Source organism: Stenotrophomonas sp. JC08 (genome assembly GCF_052180205.1).
GTDB lineage: Bacteria > Pseudomonadota > Gammaproteobacteria > Xanthomonadales > Xanthomonadaceae > Stenotrophomonas.
Genome location: NZ_CP197473.1, coordinates 2355637 through 2379849, shown reverse-complemented (window position 1 = coordinate 2379849; position 24213 = coordinate 2355637). Strand labels below are relative to the sequence as shown.

The following is a 24213-nucleotide window of genomic DNA, read 5'->3' as shown; positions in this document are numbered from 1 at the left end:
GCGGTTTAGTCCGGAAGTCTCTTTCAGCGAGCCAGCGTGAATCGGTCTTCGTAGATTATCGCGAACTGGTTCATCGCCGCTTTCCAGTGCTGAGACGCGCGGCTCCACTCGGCGGTGATGTTCCGCAGCGCCAGCCAGATCAGCTTGGTGGCGGCCTCGTCGCTGGGGAAGTGGCCGCGGGTCTTGATGATCTTGCGCAGGCGCGCATGCACGCTCTCGATTGCGTTGGTCGTGTAGATCACCCGGCGCACGTCCGGCGGGAACGCGAAGAACGGCACCACGCGCGTCCAGGCACGGCGCCAGGCGGCGACCACCGTCGGGAAGCGCTCGCCCCAGTCGCCGGCCTCGAACGCATCCAGCTCGGCCTCTGCGGCCTCGGCGGTCGGGGCCGTGTAGATCGGCTTGATCGCCGCCGCCAGCGCCTTGCGGTCCTTCCAGCCCGCATAGTCCAGGCTGTTGCGGATCAGGTGCACGATGCAGGTCTGCAGCGTGGTCGCCGGGAACACCGCTTCCAGCGCCTCCGGGAAGCCCTTCAGGCCGTCAGCCACGCCGATCAGGATGTCGTTGACGCCGCGCGTCTTGAGGTCGTTGAACACCTTCATCCAGAACTTCGCGCCCTCGGTGTTCTCGATCCACAGCCCGAGGATGTCGCGGGTGCCGTCGGCCAGCACGCCCAGCGCCAGATACACCGCCTTGTTGCGCACCACGCCGTCCTCGCGGATCTTCACCCGCAGCGCGTCGAAGAACACCACCGGATACATCGCTTCCAGCGGCCGCGCCTGCCATGCGGTGACCTCGGCCATCACCTCGTCGGTGACCTTGCTGATGAACTCCGGCGACACCTCGACGCTGTACATCTCGGCCAGGTGCCCCTGGATCTCACGCACCGTCATGCCGCGGGCGTACATCGAGACGATCCGATCGTCGAACCCGGCGAAGCGACGCTCGTGCTTGGGGATCAGCTGCGGCTCGAACGTACCCGTCCGGTCGCGCGGCACGTCGATGCGCAGCGGACCCTCGTCGGTCAGCACCGTCTTGCCGCTGCGGCCGTTGCGGTGGTTGCCGCTCCCGCCCTCGGCGTCGGCCAGGTGCAGGCCGAGCTCCGCGCCCAGCGCCCGCTCGATCACGGCCTTCTTCAGCTGCTGGAACACGGCTTCGACCCCGGCCGCGTCCATCGGACCCGGGATCAGCTTCTCGAGAAATTCCTTCGGCAGATCAATGGCCGGCGTGACCACCGGCGTCTTCTTCTTGCGTGGCATACATGCTCCTTGGCAGCATCATGGTATGCCTCTCACACAAAATTTCTGACACGCTCGCTGGGACGGACGCGTTAGTCATAACCCGATATCCATCCCGCGGCGGTTCCGTTCCCGGGCTTGTTCGATTGCCGCCGCTTCCGCGGCCAGCTCCACCTCATGCTCCAGTACGCGTGCCGCTTCTGGCACCTTGGCCATCCACTCGGGGCCGACGCGCTCGACGGCCTCGGCCATCGTGTAGCCCATCTTGGACAGTAGCTCGGGCTGATTGAGCACCAAGGCCACCGTCAGCTTCTCGCCCGTAGACAGCACATCGAAGTGGCCGTCACGGGCGGCACGGGCCTTGTCCAGGATCTGCTCTAGGACGTGGTCGGTCGGAGCCTGCGCGTTCACTTGGACCTCCCGCTACGTTCGGCCTCCAGCGCCTCGAGCATCTTCCTGGCTTCGGTGATTGTGATGCCATGTTCGTCGGCACATGCCAGCAACGCGTCGGCGATCTTGCGACGGCGTTCAGTCACGGCGGCGACCAAGGCTTTCTCTTCGCTCTTGGCCTTCACTAGGGCCTGATGGGTGTTGTACCTGGACCATGCCTTGACCAGCTCATCCAGTCTCCTGGGAGGAACGCCCGCCATGATGGCGTCGTCGATGGTCTGGGCCGGTCGGCGGGGGGCTGCTTTCTTCTTCTTGTTCGTCGTCTTCCTTTCCAGGTTCAACTGCTGCTCGGTGCCGTCTAGGCTTTCGATCGCAGTACTGGCGGCGGCAGCGAGCGTGGGCTGGTTCGAGTTGTCTTCTGTCATGTGGCTACACCGGTAGCAATGGGGATACCAACACCATGAAAGAAACACGCAATCGCGCAAGGGCAACGCCGACGGCGGAAGCCGAGGCGCCAGAGTGCAGCCGCGGCAGCGGCCAGATAAAGCATCCGCCGTCAGGCGGCTTGGTCTGGGGCGAACGTCGCGACGACAGTCGCGACAGCACATGCCGCCCGAGCAAAGCGAGGGCGGCATCGGCGGCTACCTGTCAGGGTGCAGGCTGGCCGTCCTGATCTTGTGGTTGTGCTGGCGGATGTACGACGGCGCAACGGGAAAGGAACCGCGACAGATGGTTGGTCAAGCGAAGCCGGTCTGCGTCGGTCATGTGCTTGGCCTGCGGAAAGCGCGAGACGATGTCGGCGGCGAACTTGGCAGCGTCGGCTGGCGGGATGAGCTTGTGGCGAGGCATGACGCAGAGTGCTGGGTCGATGGAACCAGTCTGCGACGGGGAGCGTGTTTGGCAAGTCGTTAGGCTGGCGCCTGTTGAGCTGTTGGCGACTGGCTGATCGCGAGTAGGCCTGGCAGGGAACGCTGGCCAGTTGGGTAAGGCGGGCGCAGCGGGGGGAGGGGGAGGCGCAGCTAGGCTGGCGGCGACGCCAGACGATGGGGCTGTCTGGCGTCGCGACGGTTGACGATGAAGCCGTCAACCGCAAAAGCCAATGACTAGGTCATTGCTGACAAGCAGCAATACACGAATGCACCTCCGGTGTTTCGTGTGGCCTGCCGCCGGCTTGAAAATCAAAGGCTTACCCCCGTAACACCCCCGCTCTTGCGCTTTTCAAAACCCACCGCAAACTGGAATGGGAGCACTCCCGCCCCCACCCCAGATGAGCACCCTGATCCAGTTCCGCGTCAGCGGCGAAGACGAAAAAGCCATCCTTGAAGCAGCCCGCCATGCGGGCATGCGACCGGCCGACTACGTCCGCCATGCCGCTAAGCTTTCCGCCAACCGTCCAGACACTGCGCTGGATCGGATCGAGCGTCGGCTTGCAGAACTGGAAGGCAAGCTGGCCAGCCCAGCACCGGCAACACCCATGGCCCAGGGCCCCGCCACCTTGGTCAAGGGGCTGGATGCTACCGATCTCATCCTCGAGCTGCGGCGTGAACAGATTGCCGGGATCAACGCCATCCTGCGCCTGCTGGACGGCGAGCCGTTGCCCGACATCCCGCACCGCCGGACGACGCCCGGCCAAAGCGAACACTGATAGGCGGCTGACCCATGGCCATCCTGAAGTCCACCCGCCTCAGACTGAAGACCAGCGGTAGCGTTGGTGCGGTCCGGAACTACCTGCGCACGACGCGCGAGTACTACGCCCAGACCGGCGAGAGCGCGAACGGCAACCCCATCCTGCCGGACGCTGAGTGGCTGGATAGCCCTGCGGCCGACCGTCTTGGCTTGAACGATTCGGGGCGTGACCCCGACGACGACTTCGCCAAATTGCTCGCCGGCTACCACCCCCGCACGGGCGCGCCCTTGGTCCAGAACGCAGGCGAGGCCGGTCGCTGCATGGGGCTGGACCTGACCTTCTCTCCGCGTAAAGAGTACAGCTTGGCATTCGTCGCGGCCCGCGATCCGGAGCAGCGCGAGCAGATGACCCAAGCCTTCCATGCGGCACGTGACAAGGCCTTGGCCCTGATCTCAAGCGGTCTCAACACGCGGGCGGGCAAGGGTGGCAAGCTCCATGTGGCCATCGATGGCCTGGTGATCCGCGCCGTAGACCACATCGACTCACGCAACGGTGACCCCCAATGGCACTGCCACGCGGTGGTCGCAAACGTGGCCCTGGACGCCGATGGCGAGTGGCGCTCGGTCGACTTCCGCGACCTCATGCGAACGAGCGGAAGCCTGCAAGAAGCCGCCCAGGAAGTTTTCGCTCGGGAGCTGGCCGAAGGGTTTCAGCGACTTGGCTTCGGCATCGAGCGGGAGCGGATCCTGGACGAGGACGAGCGTGACACGGGCAAGGTGGCCAACAAGATCGCTGGCATTGACCAGGCAACCTGCGATGCTTTCTCGTCCCGGCGCGCCGAGATCAAGGAGGCGATCAAGGAGGCTGCCGAGCAGGGCGAGACCTTGACCGGTGGCGAGGCCGCCATGAAGACCCGGGCTGCCAAGCACATGAGCGCCAGTGAAGTGCTGGTGGCTGCCCGCACCCGATTGGAAGAGCTGGCATCGCTAACACCAGGCCACTTCACCCAGGCCCGCGACCTATTGAGGCTGCCGTCGGTGGAGCTGGAAAAACAGAAGAGCGCCCGCCAGTGGTTCGACGAGTTGCATGCCACCGACAGCCACTGGAACCGGTCGGCTCTGATCGCCAAGCTGGCTCGTGAGCTGCCCCTGGGAACAGGCTTGGACATCCCGGAAGAGGCCGACCGACTGCTGGCAGAGTGGGAGGCCAACGGCACGATCATCCGTTTGAAGGACGATCCCGACCTCCAGCAGGCGCGGTGGTGTTCGCGCGACCAGTGGTTTCTGGAGGTGGGCGTGCTGCCCGCGGCTAGGGCGCGGGTGGAAGATCCGGGGCTGCGTCTGAGTCGGTCGGCTGCCAGGACGGCGATCACCATGCACGAGGCGGCTATGTCCGAGCGCTTCGGCAAGGAGGTTCACCTGACCGACGAGCAAAAGGCCAGCGTGTATCACGTGCTGTGCGAGACGGGCGGGCTGGCCTGCATTATCGGTCAAGCGGGTACTGGCAAGAGCGCCAGCGCTGGTGCCTACATCCGTGCATTCGAGCTGGCGGGGCGACGAGTCATCGGCACGTCCACCAGCCAGGCGGCCACCGACAACCTCAAGAAGGAAGCCGGGATTGAGGGCTACAACTGCGCCGAGCTGCTTCATGCTCTGGACAGCGGCAAGCTCACCTTGGGCCTGGACGATGTCATCGTGCTGGACGAGGCCGGGATGGTGGGCGCGAAAACCTTCCGCCGGATCCAGAAGCACGTGGATAAGGCCGGCGGCAAGTTGGTGGCCGTAGGCGACCCCAAGCAGTTGGAAGCCATTGAAGCCGGCGGCCCGTTCGCCGAGCTATGCGAGAAGTTCGGGGCGGCGGAAATCACCCAGATCCAGCGGCAGCGCAACCCCGAGGAGCGCGCGCTGGCCGAGTCGTTCTACGACGACAAGAAGACCGGCGAGGACATCGTGGAGGAGATGCTGGCCAAGGGTTTCCTCAGGCAGGAGAAGCGCCAGGTCAAGGCCATGGCCGAGGCCTACCTGGCCGACGAGCGTTCGGTCCAGGACAAGCTGATCGTGGTGCACACCCACAAGGATGCGGCCGCCGTGGACCACTACGTTCGCCGCGGCTTGAAGGCCAGCGGCGTGCTCCACGAGCGCGCTGTCGAAATCCTGACCCTAGGATCGGGCGAGTATGAGCGCCAGTTGGAGGTGTGCCTGGGCGAGCGCATCCTGTTCCAGAAGAACGACCGGAAAGACAAAGACGGAAACCGGAGCTGGAACAACAACGACATCGGCACGGTGGTGGGCTTCAAGCGCGCCACTAGCAAGCGGGGCCTGGTCCTGAAGATCAAGATGGACGACGACGGCCGGGTGGTGGAGGTCGACACAGCCAAGTTCCAGCGCTTCGGCTACGCCTACGCGCGCACTGCCCACAGTGCTCAGGGGCTGGGTGCGGAGAGCGTGTACTGGCTGGCCAGGGGCGGGATGATCGACCGCAACGCAGGCCTTGTGGCCATGACGCGCACGAAGAGCAACTTCCACGCCTTCGCCTCTCCCGAGGAGGTGGCCCGGCTGGCCGGCGCCCTGGACGAATGGGGCAAGAAGGAGACAGTCAAGGAACTGGCCAGACGGAAGAACGCCCCTGAGGTGGCGACCACCTTGGGCAAGCCGTTGCCGACTGCGCTTGGCGAGAAGGAACACCCGCTGGCCAGCGGAGTGCAGCAGGTCAAGGCGGCTGAGACGATCAAGAGCCTGGACCATGCCCAGGATGTTCAGCGCGCTGGGCGCGAGTTCGACCAAGCCATCGCCGTGTGGCAGGAGCGCTGCCTGGAAGAGCGGGGACGGGTGGAAGCTGAGCTGGAAGTGCTGGCGGCTCCCGATGGCGATATCCAGCGCTACAAGGACATGCAGGGTGGTGACGACCCCTACATCGAGGAATCACTCAAGAAGAAGCACGACAAGGCCATGCGGCAGTACGCCCACTTGAAGGAGCGGCGGGACGTGCTGGCGCTGGCGTCAGAAAAGCACAAGGACAAGCACAGCCACGAGTTGATGGCGTGGCTGGATGGCTTTTACATCGGTGGGAGCGACGCCGCCAGGCGGGACAAGGAGCTGCGCAAGGCTCCAACACGGTTACCCACACTCCGTGAGCGGGCGGTGTACCGGCGGCTGGCTGTTCTTGAACGCAGCCAGATCAGCCTGGACGACATCGGCACACCCCTAGAGAGTGCTCATCCCGCACCGGAGCCTGCCCAACCTGAAACGACGACGGCACCTGTCGGAGATGTCGGCTGGAAGAAGACGCAGCAGATCTTGGCTGACCAGGAAGCGTTCTTCAGCCGGTTGGCCGAACGTCAGCGGCGCAAGATCGAGCGCGATCGGCAGCAACGGGCACGTATTGAGGAGGTGGGCGATGACGTAGCCAAGCAAACGGTAGTGCTGGGCGCGGGCACGACGGTGCCGCCGGACAAGATTAACTGGACCGACTCCCGTTTCGAGGATCGGGATAAGCACACGCAGATCGATCCGGAGTCTCCGGCCCGGCCTTCGCCAACTGGACGCAATCCCGCACCTGCGCCCAGAAAGCGGCCGGGCATGTTGCCGACCCAGCCCACGATCCCCACAGCACCGCAGCCCCCCAGACCGTCTGGGTGGGATCAGGAGATCGGCTTTTAGCCTTCGTCACAACTCCGAGGACCATCGATGCCATTGATACCCGAAGATTCGCCCCAAGCCCGAACCCAACGCGGGTTCTTGCTCGTTCTTACCGCACTGGGGACGGGGTGGGTATTGGGAACGTGGTTGGCCACGCTCTGATCAGACGGACTCATACAGTGCAGCGTCCAGCAGTGCGGCGCGGCGTTCCCACAGTTCGACTTCGCGCCCGTCCGCTGGGCGTGGGGAGCGGTGCCATTCCGTTGCCCAGAGCGCACCCAAGAGAGCGATGTACTGCTTGACGGACGTGACCTCCCGGCCGCCCAGTAGCTTGGCTAGCTGGGGATTGCTGCCGTTGTTCACCGACACGAACAGGTCGGGACGCTTGACCGCAAAGAAGCGAGTAGCCACGCCAATCTTCACGCCCTTGAGCTGGGTCAGCTCGTTCAGGAGGTCGGCCGCTTCCAGGAGCGTCACAGGTCCAGTTAGCGGTAAGCGATCGAGCGTCTTGCCGATCTTTTCCGGCTCGCCTCCGACCAGCCCCCTGGCGTAGCCAGCGGGCTTCATTGAGCCCAGGAAGCCGCTGGACGTGCTACCCACGCCCATCAGGAGATTGCGCTCATCCTTGGAGAGGTTCTCGAAGCGGGGCTCGCGCCGGAACACGGCCTGGGCGAGCCGCAGTTCCTCCATGTAGGAGGGGGAGGCGCCGGAAACACGGATCGGTGTCCCGTTGGCCAACTTGCGACCTTCCTGCTTCCCAATGAGATCGACGTACGTGCTCCAGGGCATTTCAAGATCAGTCAATGAGCCGACCTCAAGCTTGGCTTGGGGCACGACGATCTTCTGTCGCTTGGCGGCCTTCCATGTCAGCGAGTACTCGGCCAACCATTCGTCGGTTAGCGCGGTGCCCCGCTGCCATTGCTCTTCGATGTAGGTCTCGATGGCCAGCAGTTCCGGATCGCTGTCCGTGCCTTCCAGTAGAACAGACAGCTCGGTGTTTCCTGTGTAGGCCGCAGTGGTGAAGTTGGCCGATCCCAAGATGGCGACGGCCTGCTTTCCGTTCCGGCCGAAGATCACTTTCGGATGGAAGGTGCCCTCGGAGTTGATCATCAGCCGGAGCCGATTGGGCTGGGTGGCCAGTTCTTCAAGCGCTGCGGGCTCGGATTGAGCAAAGGCGGTGCCAACCACGGCGCGGCGAACGTTGCCCAGGTCTAGGGTCTTCCAGTGGCGTCCTTGGCCGTTGCTTGACGTGGCCCAGGCCACGCACAGGTCAACGATGGAAGAAGTACGCGTGAGCGTTTGGAGCGCGGCGAACAGCGTTTCGGTGTCCGTGATGATGGTGATCTTCAAGCGCTTCCCCTTGTTGGGCTGGCCATCAGGCTCGTCTGGAAGCGGCTTGTATCGCTTCCACATGTCCATCCAAAGTATCGAGTTCCGCATCGAGAGCGTCGAGGGCAGTGTCGAATATCTCCGGCTGATCATCTGCCTCGGAACCGTCTCGAAGGACAAGCAGCGGGCCCTGCATGCTGAGTTTCAATACGGTGGAGGCCAGGTAGTGGTAGTAATCCTGGCTTTGGCCTTCCGGGAGGTTAAGTTTGGCCAGCATGTGGGCAACCCGCTGGTGAAGGTGCGGATGGCGCTCTTGGTAAACCTCTTGCGGGCCATGGATCAGGTAGAACGATGAGAGCACCGCGGCAAGGATAGGCCAGGCCTTGTGGCGCAGCGTTTCTTCGTCGTCATCGTGCGACACGATCATGCGATAAGCGAAGTCATCAGCCTCCTTTTCCATTTCCAGGACGCTGTTTGGATCAAGCCCTTCACCTGAGCCTGCCGTTATGAAGCCTAGATGGCCTTGCTGGGCATGTGCGAACTCGTGGAACAGGTAGAACGCTACCGCCTGCTGGAACACGCTATTTGCCTTGAGGCAGATCTCCCGTTCTTCTTCGTCTTTCTGGTGTGCGGGGGAAGGCAGTCCTTGGGGCCAGGGTGTATACCCGTGTTTGAGGCTTGCGGCCCAGTCCAGCAGGCGGGCTGCCCGCTCCTTGAGCGGAGTGTCGAAATGGATGCGTCCGTCGAAGGTGTCAGCCAACATGGGGCGTTGTACGCCCCACTCGTAGACCACCATCCAGCCGTAGATGAAGGCCCAGACGAGCTCCAGATGGGCCACTTGCATTACCAAAGACGCTGGGCTCCCATTGGCTTGGATAGCGCGTGGAGCCTGAGGGATGCCAGGTGTCAGGTCTAAGTCCAGTTCGTTTGAGACCTTTCCTTCGTCAATGGCCCGACGTAGCTGCTCAACGGCGCTACCGTTGGGGTTCTCAAAGGCGTGAATGATGTTTCCCTGTAGGGCGAGGATGGGCGAGGGCATTAGCTTTCAGGGATACTTGATTTGACAGTCGAAAGTGACACAACAGCAGGCTTGGCAGTTGCACGGGTGCGAGGGTCAATCCGCAGCATTTGAGGGCCAATCCTCGGGAACCAGTGCGGGTGGCTTGGTCCAAGGCTCTTCAACCAAAGCGTCTTGGAACCACTGTTCGCTTAGGTTCGCATGCTCGGTGACGATTAACTGGAAGCCCGGAACGTCTTCTTGGGTGAACTTCAGCAGCAACTCGAACAGACGACGCACCGCTACAAGATCGGCGTCGGCCTCGGTCTTTTGCACTGAGCCGTCTGCCTCCTTGTAGGCCTGTTCAGACGGGAAGTAGACCTGGGTGGGCTGATCGATCAGCATGAAACGAGGGATCGGGCGGTTGTTCTGTGCTGCGAACAGGTGCAAGGCAAGAAGTGCCGAGAGGTGATAGGCAAGATGGTTCTCGCCACCGCCGGTCCGGGTCATCGGTACCGGGCGTTCGGGGCGATCGAAGATGATCGTTAACTGCGGCAGGTTGAGTCGTGCGGGGTAAGGGCTGAATTCGGCATTGAACTTCTGGACGTACCGCGAAACTTGTGCGGAGATGTTGCTGAGAATTGATGTCAGGCGTTCATTGCTGTCGTCGGCGCCGAGCTGCTCCTCAAGTTGCTTCACCCTCCCAATGAGGCGGCGGTTCTCTGCTTCCAGCTTGGCGAGATCATCGTTCGGAAGGAGTGTCTCCAGAAACAAGCTGATGCGGCCGACCACGCGCGCAGCCGCGTTATTTCGTGTGCCCATCTGGGCGATGACCTCGTTGGCCGAGATTGCAGCGGATAGCTCCGCTTCCTTCTGTTTGATACTTCCCGCGATTTCGTCCACCTTGCCGGAAAGCTCGGTCAAGTAGGCTTCGAGTTTTGGGCGCTGGCCGGTGGCGATACGCAGTTCCTGGTCGAGGGATTCCAACTCGTTGAGAAGCACGACGGCGACCGGGGAGTCCAAGGCCAAATTCCGCTCGCTGAATGGCCATTGCCATTCACCGCTGTCGGGGTTCTTCGGCAACGCTTTGATAGAGGCTAGCCGGTCGATCTGTTCGGCAGCCTCACTTTCGTAACCGCCAGCTTGCTTGGCGAACAATCGAGTTGCGTCGATCCTGGCCTGAGTATCGCGGCGATCTTGGCGCAACCGACCCAGCTCTTCCTCCAGAAGAGAAATCCGGCTGCCGTCGTCATCTGGCACGGTTTCGGGCTTCCATGAAAGAGAAGCTCTCAGTGCATCGGTAATTCCGTCCTTGTTCTGGTTCTCGTCGGAGTTGCTGACAACTCCGACCGTCCTTGCTTCGGAATATAGGCCTATGGCTTGCTCTTGCGAGGTGTCGACGGCGTCTCGTGCCTGTTCCAACTTTTTTTTGCTGATCCGAAGATCACGCTGCGCGGTGCGAAGTCTGGACTCCAATTCGTAGCGGTCATGGGAGGATACGCCGAGCAGAATTGGCAGCGTGTCGCGGATTGCTTGCGGCTGGAACTGCTCATTCTGGCGGTAGAAGAGCTGATCTTTGTTGGCGACTAGACCCTGCTTCTGGAACAGATAGTAGAACGTGTGCTTGACGTTTGCGTCATAGCTGTCGCGGCTGTGTTCGAGCGGGACATCTGTGCGGTTCTCGGGAATACCAAGCAGGCGTGACAGCAACTCGACGATGCTATCGTCGTCGGTGTTGGTCGCCAGTTCATTAAACTCTGGTGCCTGCAGTTCGGGGCCGCGCCGCAGCATAACGGTGCTGCAGCTAGCTCCGCCACCTGGTGGGGTTGGCTTGGCGACCAGTACCTGTTCCTTCTCGAATTGGTAGATTACGGCGAACCAGGCAACCCTGTCGCGGATGACTCCTTCTGGAACATTGAAGGTGGAGCGGCCCATACAGTATTCGATGATCTCTGAAAGCGCGGACTTTCCGGTAGAGGAACGGCCGGTGATGACGTTGAGCCCGTTCACCTTGAACCGGAGATCCCGGCGTTGGCCATCGTGGCTGTAAATGTGGATCGAATTGATCTTCATGGGCGGATCCCAAAAGTCGTATAAACGGTCGCCCGGTCGGCGATACGTGCGAATTCCTTTCCAACGATACGCGCCACTTTCTGGCAAGCGATGGTCTCGGCGGTTCCATCGACGGATTTGCGGACCTTTCTCGGCGCTGTCTGGATGCGGCCGTCGTCGGTGATGGTGATACAACCTCTTTCCATCAGCAGGCCGAACCCCTCGAAGGCGTAGGGCAGCATTTGCGTGACCCGGTCAGCAAATCCCACCATGATTTGCTGGTTCTTCTCCGTAGTCTTGAGTAGGTAGCTTCGAGGGCTCTCGGCAATCACCTCGCGCGAATCCTTGTGCAGGCACAGGGGCAGTACCAGTAGCGACAATGAGAAGGGCATGCCGCGGGTGTCCTGCTCCTCATAGCCGTGCAGCGCACGGAACAAGACCAAGCCGCAGAAGGCAGGATTGAAGAGGTTACGGATCTCGAAAGGGCGCTGATCCCATCGCTTCACGGGGTCACCCCCAGTACTCCGCTGAGGCGGTCGAGGAACCTGGGATGCCAGTAGACCCTGGGCTCCGGCGTGGCATCGGCCAGGATGTGGAAACTGCCGCGAAGGACGTAGGGCTCCGTCACCCGTGCGCGGATGCGCAAGGACTCGATCTTCCCGGTCTCGAACTCCGCCCAGTTGTAGAGGGTCGCGCCGGCTTCTCGCAGCGCCTCCTCCGCGCTGTCGTCCTTCAGTTTCTCGAAGGCGACATCCTTGTAGCGGTTCCACTCGTCGGCAAGGCGATCTTCGTACTCCTCGACTTCTCCCGACACCAGTAGGTTCTCGCGCGCCCAAGCCGATCGTTGTTCAAACGCTCGGTAGTAGTCGAGGATCGCGCTCCTAATCCGGTTGGAGGAGATGCCGATTTGGCGAAGTTGCGCCACGAACATGCGCGGATCGGCATCCGTGTCAATTTCATCGGCAGGCAACTTGCCACGGAATGTGATGGGTAGGTTGTCAGCCTTGTATTCCTCGGCGAAACCGGAGAGCTTGTCCGAGACTTCATAGCCGAAGATGCCATCTGGCCTCGAACCGGTCAGGTGCTTGATGATGGCATCGGTCCACCAGCCTTCCAGCCGCCCGAAGACAAACTCGCGGTGCTCGCGTCGAACGCTCCGCATGTGCTTGTCCTTGATGATCGCCGGGATGTCGTCGATACGTGGGCTTCCATCTAGGATCAAAATGCGTTCAAGGAAGTCCTGCTTCTCAGCCTCGCTCAGTTCGTCGAATGCTGCGGTGATCGGAGCAATTGTTTTCGACGTTGATCCGGCCAACGCTGCATCGGCGAACGCGGGCAGTGCCGTTGCATCGGCGACGGTCGCGGTGTGGTTGGGTAGAAGACGTGAAAGGAACGAGTTGGCCGATACTGTGGCGGTGGTTAATAGGAGGAAGCGCAGGTTCGATGCTGCGCGGCCATTGTTCTTATAGCGCACCAGCCAGATATTGACGGACTTCCAGAAGTCGGTCGATAGGTCGGTCAATCGGTCGCCCGATGCTTTGTGTTTGAGCGAAGCCAAGGACTTGCGCCCATCACCGTCGACAAAATCGAGGTCGTCATCCTTTTCCAGGAGGACGGCTGTGTCTTCTGGCAGCTGCAACAGATGAAGTAGGGCTAGGCGAGGTTGGTAGATGTATCCCAGCCCCTGCTCGCCTGCGGAAAACTTGTCGGTTGGTGCCTCGGCCATGCCCAAGTCCTTATGCTTAGTCTCGCAGGGCGGGCTTGGTATAGCAGGGGGTACATCTTCCGATGCACCACGGCCTATTTACTTCGGCTCTCCCCTGCGACGGCGGCCGCAATCCCGCCCCCATGCCTGACCGTCGCTGAGGATGGTAGCAAACCATCGGGGAGTCGCTGGTCGAACGCCTTGCTAGCCGGCGGCGATGTGGTTCTGGATGGTAGCAAGAGCAGAGGCCTGCCTTCCCTTCGACATCCGCGACAGCAACAAGATCGCCTCAGCTATCGCGTCGGTCTCAGCATGAAACCACGCCTGAGGGAGACGCAGGGCTTTGGCCAAGGCGTCAGCCGTTGGTCCATCGGGCATGTGTTGGCCGTTCTCGTAACGGCTGATCCGCACGGCAGCGGTGGCCGGATCCACATCCAGGCAGCGGCCTAGCTCGGGCTGGGTCAGGCCTGCGGCCTTCCGTGCCTTGCGGAGGCGCTGGCCGTAGGTTGTTTGGGCAGAAGAGGGCGGCATTGCTGACTCCAGAGTTACTGCAGTGTTGGGTGAGACTCGACTATAGCGCAAAGATTACTATAATCGTAAGTGTAGCCGCCCGCCAGGATCTGTCCATGTCACCGAATAGCCGTCTTCCGAACAGTGCCCGAGCCAGCGATCTGGCTCGGATGGCCATCTGCCTTTCCCTCATTCTTATTACCGCAACGATTACTTTTATCGTATTTCGTGGATTACTGAAGGATGCCTCGGACAGTGGGCTCGAGCGGCGCAAGGAGGTTGCTGCGGACGACGTCCAGCGCGTCCGCATCCCGGGCATCGGCGTCGTGGACTATCAGCGACTGTTCGAGGTCGTGAGCGAACCGGGGGAAAGTATGGACGCTTTCGCCCTGCGGATCGGGCCGCGCTTGCGTGCCTACAGCGACGAAACGGGCTATGAGGCGTGTGGCGTGCTGGCTACCGATGGCGAGCATTTTGGCGTAGTGATCGGTACCAATCGGGCGCACATCGCTTGTGCGAACTTTGAGGCGTTCTTGCCCGAAGGAATGGCGCCGACTGGTCAGACCATTCATAGCCATGGTAATGATCGCGCGAGCAGAGCCAACAAGAACGACAAGGCGCTTATGGGGCAGCACTTGGCGACCCAGGGAGGTGCCGGCAAGGCAATTGTGACCGTGGCCGGCCAAGCCTTGGATGCGTTCAGCGGCACCGACTTTCACTCTGGCCCCGGGTATCTGGCGATCCCGCGAGGTGTTATCCACCACGCGGGGAGCGCTAGCAGCGTCCGCATCGTACTGCCGATCTCAGACTAATCGATCATGCAGGGGTAGACGGCATGGTCGTACTGCACGCCTACCGGCTTGTCAGGCACGCAGCCCATGTTTGGATCCACTGGCCATGGCACCATGCCTGGGGTCGTCCAGCATGAGCAGCTTTCCGGCAGGATCGGCGCGCAGGTGTTGCTGGTCGTAGTCCAAGCACCGTAGGTATAGCTTCCACTCCACGTTTCTGTCGTGGATGAGGTCGGGCCAGGGCAAGCCCAGCTGGTGGTGCGCGTGCCGCTTTCGGTCACGGTGCGGGTCTGCCAGTGGTTGCCAGTTTGGCCGGCCGGGCATCCCACATCCCGGCCCTGGTTGGACAAGGGGCGCGAGATCCCGGTCGTCGTCGGGGCTGGGGCGGTGCAAGTAGCCGCACAGGTATTGGACACAACCGTCCAGGCCGACGTGCTTGATACTGGCGAGCCCGTAGGCGAAGGGCACGACCAGCTCGTGGTCTGGGACTCAGTGATTACGCCAGTCTGGCCGGATGGGCAAGATTGAGTGCGCGTAGCTGTGGTCGATGCAGGCGCAACGCAGTTGTTAACGCACGAGTTCACATAGTTGCGCTCTGCGCCTGTGTAGGAATATCCAGACCAGCTGCCGATGGTTTCTGCGGGAAGCGCTGTCGTCCCCTCTGGGCAAGCGTATGAGCGGGTCCGCGTGCGAACACGCTCTCTTTCCCATGTAATCGATCCGGACTGCCCTGAAGGGCAAGAGGCGCTGGCGGGTTGCCAGTCGATACCTGTTTCGGTCGTATTCGCCGGGCATGCCGTGCAACTTGTGTTCGGAACAAGGATGTTCCAGGTCGACCAGCCGCCTTGGGTCGTGGCATTCACACAATTGCGAAAGCGTTCGCGATCGCCCATCCACGGGCCGTAGTAGCCAGCTGCACAGGGAACAGGGCCATTCTCACGCTGAGGTGAACAGGTCGCATTGCCGCGACACGTGTCACTAACGGTCTCCCATGCCGACCATACGGGGGTGGCGGTTGGAGACGAGCAGGTCGAAGAGCGAACCTGGGTGATCGATCCAGTCTGACCTGGAGCACAGGCTAGCGTCTGCTCGTCATCTTGCGGCACGCAGGTAGCCACAGGCATGGTCTGGCAATTACTTACACTTGCATCAACCACCCATGGCGTGTAGGCGCCCGTACAGGTGTCCAAAGTGCGGCGGCGAATGACCTGGCCCGTCTGTCCAGCAGGGCACGTCCCCACCTCAGTGAAGGTCGTGACCGTGCAATTGTCCGCGGTAGGAGTCACCGGAACCGTAGGCGGCGGGGTTACCGTGGCACCACAGGTGTTGGAAATCGTCGTCCATGTCGTGTAGACGAACGCATTGTCGACGCCCGAACAGTCGCCCGTGCGCTCCTGAGTGATGGTGCCAATCTGACCAGCCGGACAGGGGATCTGCTGAACTTCACGCGTTGGGTTGCAGACAGGAGCGGGGCGGGAGGAAGGTGTTGCTGCGGGTGGGGTGTGAATTGCGCGTGCCGGAGCGAAGTACAGGAACACCGTGGGCGAGCCTTCCCCGCAGTTGTTGGTGACGATGTCGGGGGTTGCGGTGAGCTGGCCGCGCAAGGCCAGCTGGGCGGCGGCGGTGTCATCCAGAGCTGAGTGGGCGACGCTTACCTTGTGTGCAATCGGATAGGTGGCCGTGACCAAGCGGGAGCACTCGTTGGCAGTCAGGCCCTGATAGGCCAGTCGGTAGCCGCTGTTGGGAACGGCAGGGCCGGTCGCGGTATCCACACTCCATGCCGCCAGGTTGAGCTGGCCTGATCCCAAGCCAGTCGTGAGGGCGGCCGCGCCACTGGCCTCCTTGGTCAGGTTCAAGCCCGAGCGCGATGCGCCTCGGGTGCTCAGGTACTCGGCGCCGTTCGTGCCCAGAGCCGCGAAGTTGGGCTGGAGCGCGAACATCGAGTCGACCGTCTTGACGATGTCCTTGACCTGGCGTTGTTCCTTTTCCACTGCCGCATTGACGGAGGTCTTCTTGGCGAAGACGAAAAGCCCAGCGGCGGCGGCCGTAATGATGGCGCAGACCAAGATGATTTCGATGAGAGTGATGCCGCGCTGACGGCGCGTAGGGGTGGGGAGCATGGGCGGAGTTCCGGATGTACCTCTTTCCAAGGTATGGAAAGGGCCGGATCTGTCGAATCAGGCGGGGTAACTGGCCGCGAGGCGGTTCGCACAAAAAGAAGCGGCGGGCCCATGCTCAGGATCCGCCGCTTTTGTCAGTAGGGGATAGCACTCCTCGGCCGACGGGATCAGGCTAGCAAAGGATTTGCGGGGCGCAAGGGGGTTGTTGCTTGAAGCGGACGATGATAAAAATACTCTGCCCGTCTAATTTGTAGGCGGGGGCGTCTTTATCACACCTGGACAGCGTGCGCTAGCGCACGCCCACCAGTGGAACAATGCGACCAAGACGGTCAGCAGCAGTTTGACCACGATTGACTCCATAAGTTCCTCCGTGAGCAGGCAATACAACAATCTTGTATCTGTGTGGCTAAACCTCGGTAATCGACTGAGGTGGGTAGGGTCTCCTTAGATGGGGCCTGTGTTGTACCAGCAGGGAGGGTGTATGGTCGCCACAGCCAACCCCACCCTGTAGAAATTGAGGGCTGTGAATGCGAGAAAAAGTTCCGCCTCGCTCAGCTCTGGAAGCTGCGCTTCAGAAGAGGCGAGGCTATAAGCACTTCGACGTGCCACTGAACGCAAAAGAATGCGAGCGGCTGGTTTCCGACCCAATTGCAGTCAGTAGACATGCATTCTTTCCGTTCCTGCGCTTGGATATCGTTCGTCCGCGCATTAAGAGACTGGCGTCTGGCAAGCTGCAGAAGAGCAGCAAGGTTCGGGACATCCGATACGCAGCGCATGCCGATGCGGCGATCTATGCGTATTACAACTTTATCTTGGCTGACTTGTACGAACGAGCGCTCGCCCAGGCGGGACTTCAAGAGGAAGTGATTGCGTTCCGTCCTCTTGGGCGATCGAACGTCGATTTCGCCAAAGAAGCTTTCGATTGGGTGGCTTCAAACACCCCGTGTGTAGCACTCGGATTTGATGTTAAGGACTTCTTCGGCTCTCTCGATCATTCGCTCCTAAAGCGTGCGTGGACTAGGTTGCTTGCGGAATCGACGTTGCCGGTGGATCACTATGCCGTGTATCGGTCCCTTACTAGGCATGCTTCCGTTGAGCTGATTGAGGCACGTAAGGCGCTAGGCATTAGCAGGACGGCTCTCGAGAAAAAGGAGAGGATTTGCGAGGCATCTGAGTTCCGGAGTGTCATTCGTGCGGGTGGCTTGATTCGGGTGAATGGATCCGGGAAAGGTATTCCCCAAGGGTCGCCGATGAGCGCGTTGCTATCCAACATTTACATGCTCAACTTTGACAAAGAGATGAGTGAGGCGGCTCGTTATGTTGGAGGTTACTATCGACGCTATTGCGACGATATCCTGGTGGTCGTAAAGACCGAGAATGTTGCAGATTTCAAGCGGCTTGTGGAAGATAAATTGGCCAGGCTTATGTTAACCATGCAGGCCGCCAAGACGTTGGAATGCGTTTTCACACCGCTTGCTGACAAGCCTCTCCAGTATCTTGGGCTCGTGTTCGACGGAAGTCGTATCCTTCTGCGATCGTCTGGGGTTGCACGTTATTACAAGAAGATGCGCGCTGGTGTGCGCCAGCACACCAAGGCTAAGGCCATGGATGGGGGAACTCCATTGGTCATCCAACGACAAAAGCGACTGCTTCAGCAGTATACGGAGCATGCGCCCGAGTATCAGAGAAGCTATCCAAGTTACGTGAAACGCGTATCTGCGGCTACGGGATCGCCGGCGATAGTTCGACAGCTTCGACATCATCGGCGACGCTTCAAGAAACTTATGGATGAGTAGCGTCAGCAGCTAAGCCGAAGTCAGAGTGCAAAAAGGGGGGGTGGTTTCATTCCTGCACCAGCGATCGAATGATGTCTTCTTCGGTCTCAATCCGAACCAGGGAGCCGATGGCAGCCCTGAGGCTGTCTAGCTCGCCGCCTGTGTCGCGGTCACTGATGAAGAACTCCAAGGACAGCGACGCGCTCATGCGGTTGATGTCGGCCACGCCAAGGCACGGTGGTGTATTCGGGACGTGCCCCACAATGCAGCGTGTAGGTGATACCGGAAGGAATACAGCGTTGATTACTACGTCATCGGAAATGGCGGCCAGCATCAGCTTGGGCTTTCCGTCGGAGAACATCGCAACAGACCCGCAGTCGCCTAGGATGAAGAACTCACTTGGTGGGGCGTCGATTACGCAGAACGTCAAGTCGGTGGCCATACGGGTTGCACGCGTGGCCATGGCTGGATCTTTAGCGAGGGCTTGCAGGTAGGCATTGTTGGCCCAGGTGTCTGCTTCCGCCCGGGCCTTGCTCAACACGAAGTAGGCCAGCTGCCAAGCCTGGGCCACCAGTTGCTGTTCCTGCTTGGCTACCTCGGTCTTCCATCGTGGAAGCAAGAGGCCGTAGGCCTTGGCGCGCTGCTCACGGGGCAGTGGTCCCATGTTCTTGTCGATCTGCTCGTAGATGAGCCGCTTTCGTTCCTTTGGGTCTGTCAGGCTGGCCATGAGGTCACGTCGCAGACGCATAGGGTCAAGCAGCTTTACGCGAAGTGCCTCCAGAAGGGCAGGGAACAGCCCGACCAAGGCCTCCCGCATGGACTTCGTGCGGAAGGCCAGAGCGCAGATGAGGGTCGCCATGTCCGCAGGCGCAACGGCATCCCCACGATTGATGGCCTGCACGGTCTCGGCCAGCGCGTCCTCACCCCGGGTGATGGCGTCGTCCAAAGCCGTGTCCTCAGGGCCGCCGTAGAAGTCCAGCTCCTTACCTAGACCTCTGGTGTTGGGGGTGAACCGCCCCCGGGTCCGGTGGTGGGCGTGGACGTAGAACTCCTTGCCCTGCTGACGGTAGGCAAACGGACGTTGGATCAGCTGGGGCAGGTAGTGGTGCTTGCGGCCGGACATGGGGTGATCCACAGGGGTCCATGCCAGTCTACGAAACGGATGAGTCACCAAGTGAGACAGGGCTTTGCGACGATCCAGTCCGGCTGGGGCTGAGGGCGTGGAACCGGGCGATGACCCTGTGTGACAATCCTGAACGAACCTGCGCCTGCCCTGTGCGCCCTGAAGTAGCCAGATCGAGCCCATGACCCAAACCGAAAAGCCGACAGACCTTCTTACCCGTCTTGGCCAGCTAGGCGCCCCCGAATTGCGGCGACTGCTGGTCGAGCACCTCACCAAGCGGAAGCTGGGTCTGACTTGGGAGCGCAACGCGATCGAGCATGATGAGGCGTTGAATGCCGACATCGTGTTGCCTCAGTTGGTGCCGGAGCTAAGTCACAAACCTGAGGGTGGGGGCGAGAAGTTCGTGCACCGCAACCTGATCATCGAGGGTGACAACTTCGATGCGCTGCGCCTGTTGAAAGCCACCCACGCAGGCCGGATCCGGGTGATCTACATCGATCCGCCCTACAACACTGGCAACAAGGACTGGGTCTACAACGATCGCTATGTCGGGAAGGCTGACAGGTGGCGACACTCCCAGTGGTTAGAGTTCCTTTATCGACGCCTGTTGCTTGCACGGGAGCTTCTGGCACCCGATGGCGTCATCCTAGTATCCATCAACGACGAGAACAGGTCTCGGCTTGAACTGCTGATGGATGAGGTGTTCCCAGGGCGGCGGCTGGGCAGCTTGGTCTGGCGGACGAAGGACACCGGCAACGACCTGTCCCAGCGTTTCAGTCATGTCCATGAGCATGTGCTTGTCTATGCAAATCCAGGGTTCGCTTTCAATGGTCGTCCCACGGACCGAAAGAAGTTCCGCAACCCGGACAATGACGAGCGTGGCGAATGGTCCCCTCAGCCGCTAACAAAATCCCACACGTACACCGAGCGCGGTAACACTTACTACCCGATCCAGAATCCAGAGACCGGGTACTGGTACCCATGTGACCCAGACAACGTATGGCGATACGCGTCGGAGCAGGAAATCAGGAAACGACTCGACAATGATGAGGAGGCAGTTGCCGCGGCCCTTGATGGACTGCGCAGTGACACCATCGAGCAGCTCATCGAGAAGAAACTGATCTACTTCCCCCCGTGCGATCCTGAGGATGTCATGCGGTTCGACACCCGGGAGGATCTGCTGGCAGCTATCCGAGAGCGACGGGGGCCAGCCCTGCCCAAGAAGAAGACACCGCTGCTGCGAGAAGAGCTTCCAGACTTGGACTTCTGGATCGGAAAGCCGATCGCAGCCGGGCGCCCTTCCCGCAAGGAGCACTGGACCGCACGCCCTGAGGAAGAGCGCCTGGCGCCGTTGAGTAGCTGGATTGCGGGTATCAATGAAGAGGTTAACGATGATGACGAGTACATCGAGGCTGTCATCACTATGCGCAGCACCCGTGGTGGCGTCGCCACCGAGGAAGTGAAGTCGGTTCTCGGCGGGAAGGCCTTTCCCTATCCGAAGCCGTTGAGTCTGTTGAAGGGGTTGCTGGAACAGGCGACGCGGCAGGATGACACGGTGCTAGATTTCTTTGCGGGCTCCGGGACCACCGCCCATGCGCTCCTCCAGTTGAATGCCGAAGATGGGGGGGAGCGGCGCTTCATTCTGTGCTCAAGCACAGAGGCAACCGACAAAGAGCCTGGCAAGAATGTTTGCAGGGACGTGTGTGCAGCTCGCATGCGAAGAGTTATCACTGGCTACAACGGCAATGCTGGGTTCACCGTAGAGCAGGGTGGGGAGTTCGCTTATCTGACGCTCAACAAGCTTGCAGTAGCGGACCTTCCATTTGAGGCCAAGACAAGCAATGCTGCGGCACTACTGAGCCTGCGACTGGCTCACGCAGTGTGGGAGTTCAACGAGGGACTGATTCAGCACATTGCCAGAGCTGACGACTACGACATCCTGTTGTGTACCGAGGTCACAGCGGATGCCGTGGATGAACTAGCTGCGTGGCCGAAGGCGCATGGTGTTCAACGTCTATCCGTGTATTGCGATCGACCTGTTGCATTGCAGGAGGCACTAGAAGCAAGGGGCGTTGATGCCAGCTGCCATGGGCTTGTTGAGGCATTGCTCAGTGGCCAGGCAGGAGGTCGCGCATGAACATGGATTTTGTTGCTGCGCAGACGTCCAGTCATGAGCCCATTGGCTTTCAGAAGGACATCATCAACAACCTGTCGGCTGCCCTGTTAAGCCATCCCTCGCCGCCCGTCTTGCTCCGCTCTCCCACTGGCTCGGGCAAGACCTTCATGCTGGTGCGTGCCCTGTCCAAAGTGTCGGCGGCACAGGACACCGTGTGGCTGTGGTTCGTTCCCTATGTGAACCTGGTCCAGCAGACTGAGGACGCGATCCTGGGCAATGCGGATGGGCAGCTGTTCCCCGTCATGCTCTCCCGCGGGCGCAACCAGGAGCCCAGCAAGGGCATGGTGCTGCTATCCACGGCGGCGGGCGTGGCCAGTGCTAAGGATCGCAAGACAGGTTATTCCAGTGGGGCAGATGACGATCAGCGGGCGCTTAACGAGTTCGTCGAGCTGGCGCGTGCCCGCAAGCTCAAGATCGGCCTGGTCGTGGACGAGGCCCATATCGGCTTGAAGACCGGCACGGAATTTGGCGCGTTCGCACTGTGGGTCAATCCCGACTACATGGTGATGGCGTCGGCCACGCCGAAAGACGCGGTCCTGGACCAGTTCCTTACCCAGTCAGGAAAGCAAGCCCGCAGGTCGTTCGTCGTGAGCCGGGCTCAGGCGGTCGAAGCCCGCTTGAACAAGAAGTACATCGAGGCGGTGAAGTACGACCTACAGCGCTCCATTTCCACCGTTGCTGACCTCAAGCGGACCGTACTGCGGCAGGCCTGGAAGAAGCACCTGTGGTTGAAGAAGATCCTCAAGGCCGAGGGGATCGACCTTACGCCACTTTTGCTGGTCCAGGTCGCCAACGGCGACAAGACCGTGGACGAAGCCCGGGAGGATCTCATCCGCCTGTGCCGGGTGCCCATGGGGGCCATTGGCGTTCATTCGTCCGACGAGCCCGATCCGGTTCTGATGGCGGCCATTGCCAATGACCATAGCAAGGAAGTCCTGATCTTCAAGCAGTCGGCGGGCACGGGCTTCGATGCTCCCCGGGCGTTTGTTCTGGCGTCAACGAAGCTGGTCAACGACGCGGACTTCGCTATGCAGTTCATCGGGCGCGTCATGCGCGTGGCGCCTCAGGTGCGGGACGCCTTCCCCAAGCCTCAGGAAATTCCCGACTCGTTGGATACGGCGTTCATCTACTTGGCCGATGGAGAGGCCCAAGCGGGCTTCCAGTCGGCGGTGAATACGGTGGGTGCGGTTAAGAGCCAGTTGGAAGGCCAGACCGAACAGATGATCGTCAAGCAGACCAAGAGTGGCGCGACGGTCATCACCAACAAGACCTCGCCCCAGCTGCCTGCGTTCTACGATGGGACCAAGCCCCCGCCGGCCAGGATCATTGAGGAGACGGACGAGGAAGACGAAGAGGGGCTGCCGAGTACCGGTACCGATCAGCCCGGCCTGTTCGGCAAGGACACGGGTGCCGACACGGGCACCACGATCATGGAGACGGATTGGGTGGTGGATACCACGCCCAAGCCGGCCGTCGTTCCTGCAGATGAGAACGAAATCCTGGAACGGCTCAAGGAGCAGGGACTCAAGGCTTACAGGCTCAACTTGAAGCTGCCCGGTGCGCCCGCGGTGTTCCAGCAAGAGAGCCGGCCGGCGATGGCCGACATGGCCAAGGTGTCGGCGCATGTGGCCATGAACCTGCCACTGACCGAGGACAAGGTGGCCTTCGCAGTACGTGCCGCTTACAACCTGCTGCGCGATAAGGAGATCCACACCGAACTGACCAAGGACGAGGACAACATCCGAACGGAAGAAGTCACGGTCATCACGGATCGAGGCTCGTTGGCACGGGATGCGGCTGCCCTCTTGAAGAAGATCCCGCAGGTGGAAGATGCCGACGTCAAGATCATTATCGGGACGCTGGCGGGGCGATTGAGGGAGGATGTGGCAGTGCCTCCTTCTGATTCGAGTTCATCGGTGCTGGACGACAAGCAGCTGGATCGGTTGGCGCGAGACGCCGCCTGCTGGGTTGTTCGCCGAGACGCCCAACGAATCGGTGAGATGGTTCAGGACGCGATTGCGGAGTTCGCGACCATCGGTAGTGCGTCGCCGTTGCCCCAGTTCCTGCTTTACCCGCTGAACAAGGCGCTCGACCAGGCCCAGAAAAATCTCTACGGCGTTGTTCCGCCGTTGGATGGCACGATTACGAGTGCCCGTGACAGCCTCGACATCGAAGGCCAGACGACCATGTTCAAGGAAACCTTGGCCCACTCAGGCGGGACAGTCTCGGTTTTCGGTATTGACGGGTCGGCGGGCGTCAACCAGGAGGAACGGGAGTTCATCCAGTCGATGGAGCGCGATGACCACGTCGTGTGGTGGCATCGCAATCCGTCACGTAAGCCTTGGTCTGTCCGGGTCGTTCGCAGCGAGCACAGGAACTACTTCTATCCAGACTTCATCGTCTGCCTAGAGTACCCCTTGGGAGAGCCCCCGGAAGTCCGAATGGTAGAGACGAAGGAGAGCACCAAGGACGCCAGCCGCAAGGCGCAGCGGACACCCAAGATCTACGGCAAGGTGCTGTTCGTCACTCGGGAGGATACGCGCCTACGCATCGTCAATGATGACGGTAGTCTGGGCGATGAGTTCGACTGGGTTGATCTCACACCGGCTTGGAAGTGGATGGCGGCGCGGAGGAGCGGCTAACTATGCAGTAGTGCGGTGGCTCGATTGAGGTGTAGCTACTTGAGGGTCAGGTTATTTTTCGGGCAACCGTAGACAGCGGATTAGGGCGCAAGAAAGTTGC

General features: G+C 60.9%; 17 protein-coding genes. 6 read left to right on the top strand and 11 right to left on the bottom strand.

Annotation, left to right across the window (positions count from 1 at the left end; translation table 11 throughout):
• Window positions 1-23 precede the first annotated feature (23 nt).
• The 3 genes from ACSBPQ_RS10940 to ACSBPQ_RS10930 all read right to left on the bottom strand — a co-directional run bounded on the left by ACSBPQ_RS10940 (window position 24) and on the right by ACSBPQ_RS10930 (window position 2053).
• Complete coding sequence (locus ACSBPQ_RS10940; RefSeq protein WP_001137513.1) at window positions 24-1259, bottom strand: IS256-like element ISEc58 family transposase; 1236 nt, start codon at window positions 1257-1259, stop codon at window positions 24-26.
• 75 nt (window positions 1260-1334) lie between these two features.
• The gene (locus tag ACSBPQ_RS10935; RefSeq protein WP_442682179.1) at window positions 1335-1649 is read right to left on the bottom strand and encodes a hypothetical protein; all 315 of its coding nucleotides are present in this window, start codon (window positions 1647-1649) and stop codon (window positions 1335-1337) included.
• The gene (locus tag ACSBPQ_RS10930) at window positions 1646-2053 is read right to left on the bottom strand and encodes a hypothetical protein (protein ID WP_442682178.1); all 408 of its coding nucleotides are present in this window, start codon (window positions 2051-2053) and stop codon (window positions 1646-1648) included. The genes ACSBPQ_RS10935 and ACSBPQ_RS10930 overlap by 4 nt, the downstream gene beginning before the upstream one ends.
• An 842-nt stretch (window positions 2054-2895) precedes the next feature.
• Between ACSBPQ_RS10930 and ACSBPQ_RS10925 the strand changes: the two genes are divergently transcribed.
• Both ACSBPQ_RS10925 and mobF read left to right on the top strand, forming a co-directional pair.
• A complete protein-coding gene (locus tag ACSBPQ_RS10925) occupies window positions 2896-3273 on the top strand; it encodes a hypothetical protein (protein WP_442682177.1) in 378 nt (125 codons plus the stop codon).
• A gap of 14 nt (window positions 3274-3287) precedes the next feature.
• Window positions 3288-6914: a MobF family relaxase gene (gene mobF / locus ACSBPQ_RS10920; protein ID WP_442682176.1), complete on the top strand. Its 3627-nt coding sequence runs from the start codon at window positions 3288-3290 to the stop codon at window positions 6912-6914.
• 141 nt (window positions 6915-7055) lie between these two features.
• Here the strand turns inward: mobF and ACSBPQ_RS10915 are convergent, their stop codons facing one another.
• The 6 genes from ACSBPQ_RS10915 to ACSBPQ_RS10890 all read right to left on the bottom strand — a co-directional run bounded on the left by ACSBPQ_RS10915 (window position 7056) and on the right by ACSBPQ_RS10890 (window position 13507).
• Complete coding sequence (locus ACSBPQ_RS10915) at window positions 7056-8243, bottom strand: hypothetical protein (protein WP_442682175.1); 1188 nt, start codon at window positions 8241-8243, stop codon at window positions 7056-7058.
• Between the two features lie 25 nt (window positions 8244-8268).
• On the bottom strand, window positions 8269-9261 hold the full coding sequence (locus ACSBPQ_RS10910) for a phage exclusion protein Lit family protein (RefSeq protein WP_442682174.1): 993 nt from the start codon (window positions 9259-9261) through the stop codon (window positions 8269-8271).
• A 75-nt stretch (window positions 9262-9336) separates the two neighbouring features.
• Window positions 9337-11292: a DUF3732 domain-containing protein gene (locus tag ACSBPQ_RS10905; RefSeq protein WP_442682173.1), complete on the bottom strand. Its 1956-nt coding sequence runs from the start codon at window positions 11290-11292 to the stop codon at window positions 9337-9339.
• Complete coding sequence (locus tag ACSBPQ_RS10900; RefSeq protein WP_442682172.1) at window positions 11289-11777, bottom strand: three component ABC system middle component; 489 nt, start codon at window positions 11775-11777, stop codon at window positions 11289-11291. The genes ACSBPQ_RS10905 and ACSBPQ_RS10900 overlap by 4 nt, the downstream gene beginning before the upstream one ends.
• Window positions 11774-12997 carry an ABC-three component system protein gene (locus tag ACSBPQ_RS10895; RefSeq protein WP_442682171.1) on the bottom strand — a complete coding sequence of 408 codons (1224 nt, stop codon included), beginning with the start codon at window positions 12995-12997 and terminating at the stop codon, window positions 11774-11776. Before ACSBPQ_RS10895 ends, ACSBPQ_RS10900 begins: the two co-directional genes overlap by 4 nt.
• Window positions 12998-13180: 183 nt before the next feature.
• On the bottom strand, window positions 13181-13507 hold the full coding sequence (locus ACSBPQ_RS10890; protein ID WP_442682170.1) for a helix-turn-helix domain-containing protein: 327 nt from the start codon (window positions 13505-13507) through the stop codon (window positions 13181-13183).
• Between the two features lie 95 nt (window positions 13508-13602).
• Between ACSBPQ_RS10890 and ACSBPQ_RS10885 the strand changes: the two genes are divergently transcribed.
• Window positions 13603-14298 (top strand): hypothetical protein, encoded by a 696-nt coding sequence (locus tag ACSBPQ_RS10885; RefSeq protein WP_442682169.1) that lies wholly within the window; start codon window positions 13603-13605, stop codon window positions 14296-14298.
• On the opposite strand, the gene ACSBPQ_RS10880 is transcribed toward ACSBPQ_RS10885, so the two are convergent.
• The gene (locus ACSBPQ_RS10880; RefSeq protein WP_442682168.1) at window positions 14295-16397 is read right to left on the bottom strand and encodes a prepilin-type N-terminal cleavage/methylation domain-containing protein; all 2103 of its coding nucleotides are present in this window, start codon (window positions 16395-16397) and stop codon (window positions 14295-14297) included. The two genes, ACSBPQ_RS10885 and ACSBPQ_RS10880, sit on opposite strands and share 4 nt — an antisense overlap.
• Window positions 16398-16924: 527 nt before the next feature.
• On the opposite strand from ACSBPQ_RS10880, the gene drt2 reads away from it, so the two are divergent.
• Window positions 16925-18193: an antiviral reverse transcriptase Drt2 gene (drt2, locus tag ACSBPQ_RS10875; RefSeq protein ID WP_442682167.1), complete on the top strand. Its 1269-nt coding sequence runs from the start codon at window positions 16925-16927 to the stop codon at window positions 18191-18193.
• A gap of 46 nt (window positions 18194-18239) precedes the next feature.
• Here the strand turns inward: drt2 and ACSBPQ_RS10870 are convergent, their stop codons facing one another.
• Entirely contained in the window at window positions 18240-19295 is a 1056-nt protein-coding gene (locus tag ACSBPQ_RS10870; RefSeq protein ID WP_442682166.1) for a DUF4238 domain-containing protein, read from the bottom strand.
• Between the two features lie 181 nt (window positions 19296-19476).
• On the opposite strand from ACSBPQ_RS10870, the gene ACSBPQ_RS10865 reads away from it, so the two are divergent.
• Together ACSBPQ_RS10865 and ACSBPQ_RS10860 are read left to right on the top strand one after the other, a co-directional pair.
• A complete protein-coding gene (locus tag ACSBPQ_RS10865; protein WP_442682165.1) occupies window positions 19477-21432 on the top strand; it encodes a site-specific DNA-methyltransferase in 1956 nt (651 codons plus the stop codon).
• On the top strand, window positions 21429-24113 hold the full coding sequence (locus ACSBPQ_RS10860) for a DEAD/DEAH box helicase (RefSeq protein WP_442682164.1): 2685 nt from the start codon (window positions 21429-21431) through the stop codon (window positions 24111-24113). Before ACSBPQ_RS10865 ends, ACSBPQ_RS10860 begins: the two co-directional genes overlap by 4 nt.
• The last annotated feature ends 100 nt before the right edge of the window (window positions 24114-24213 follow it).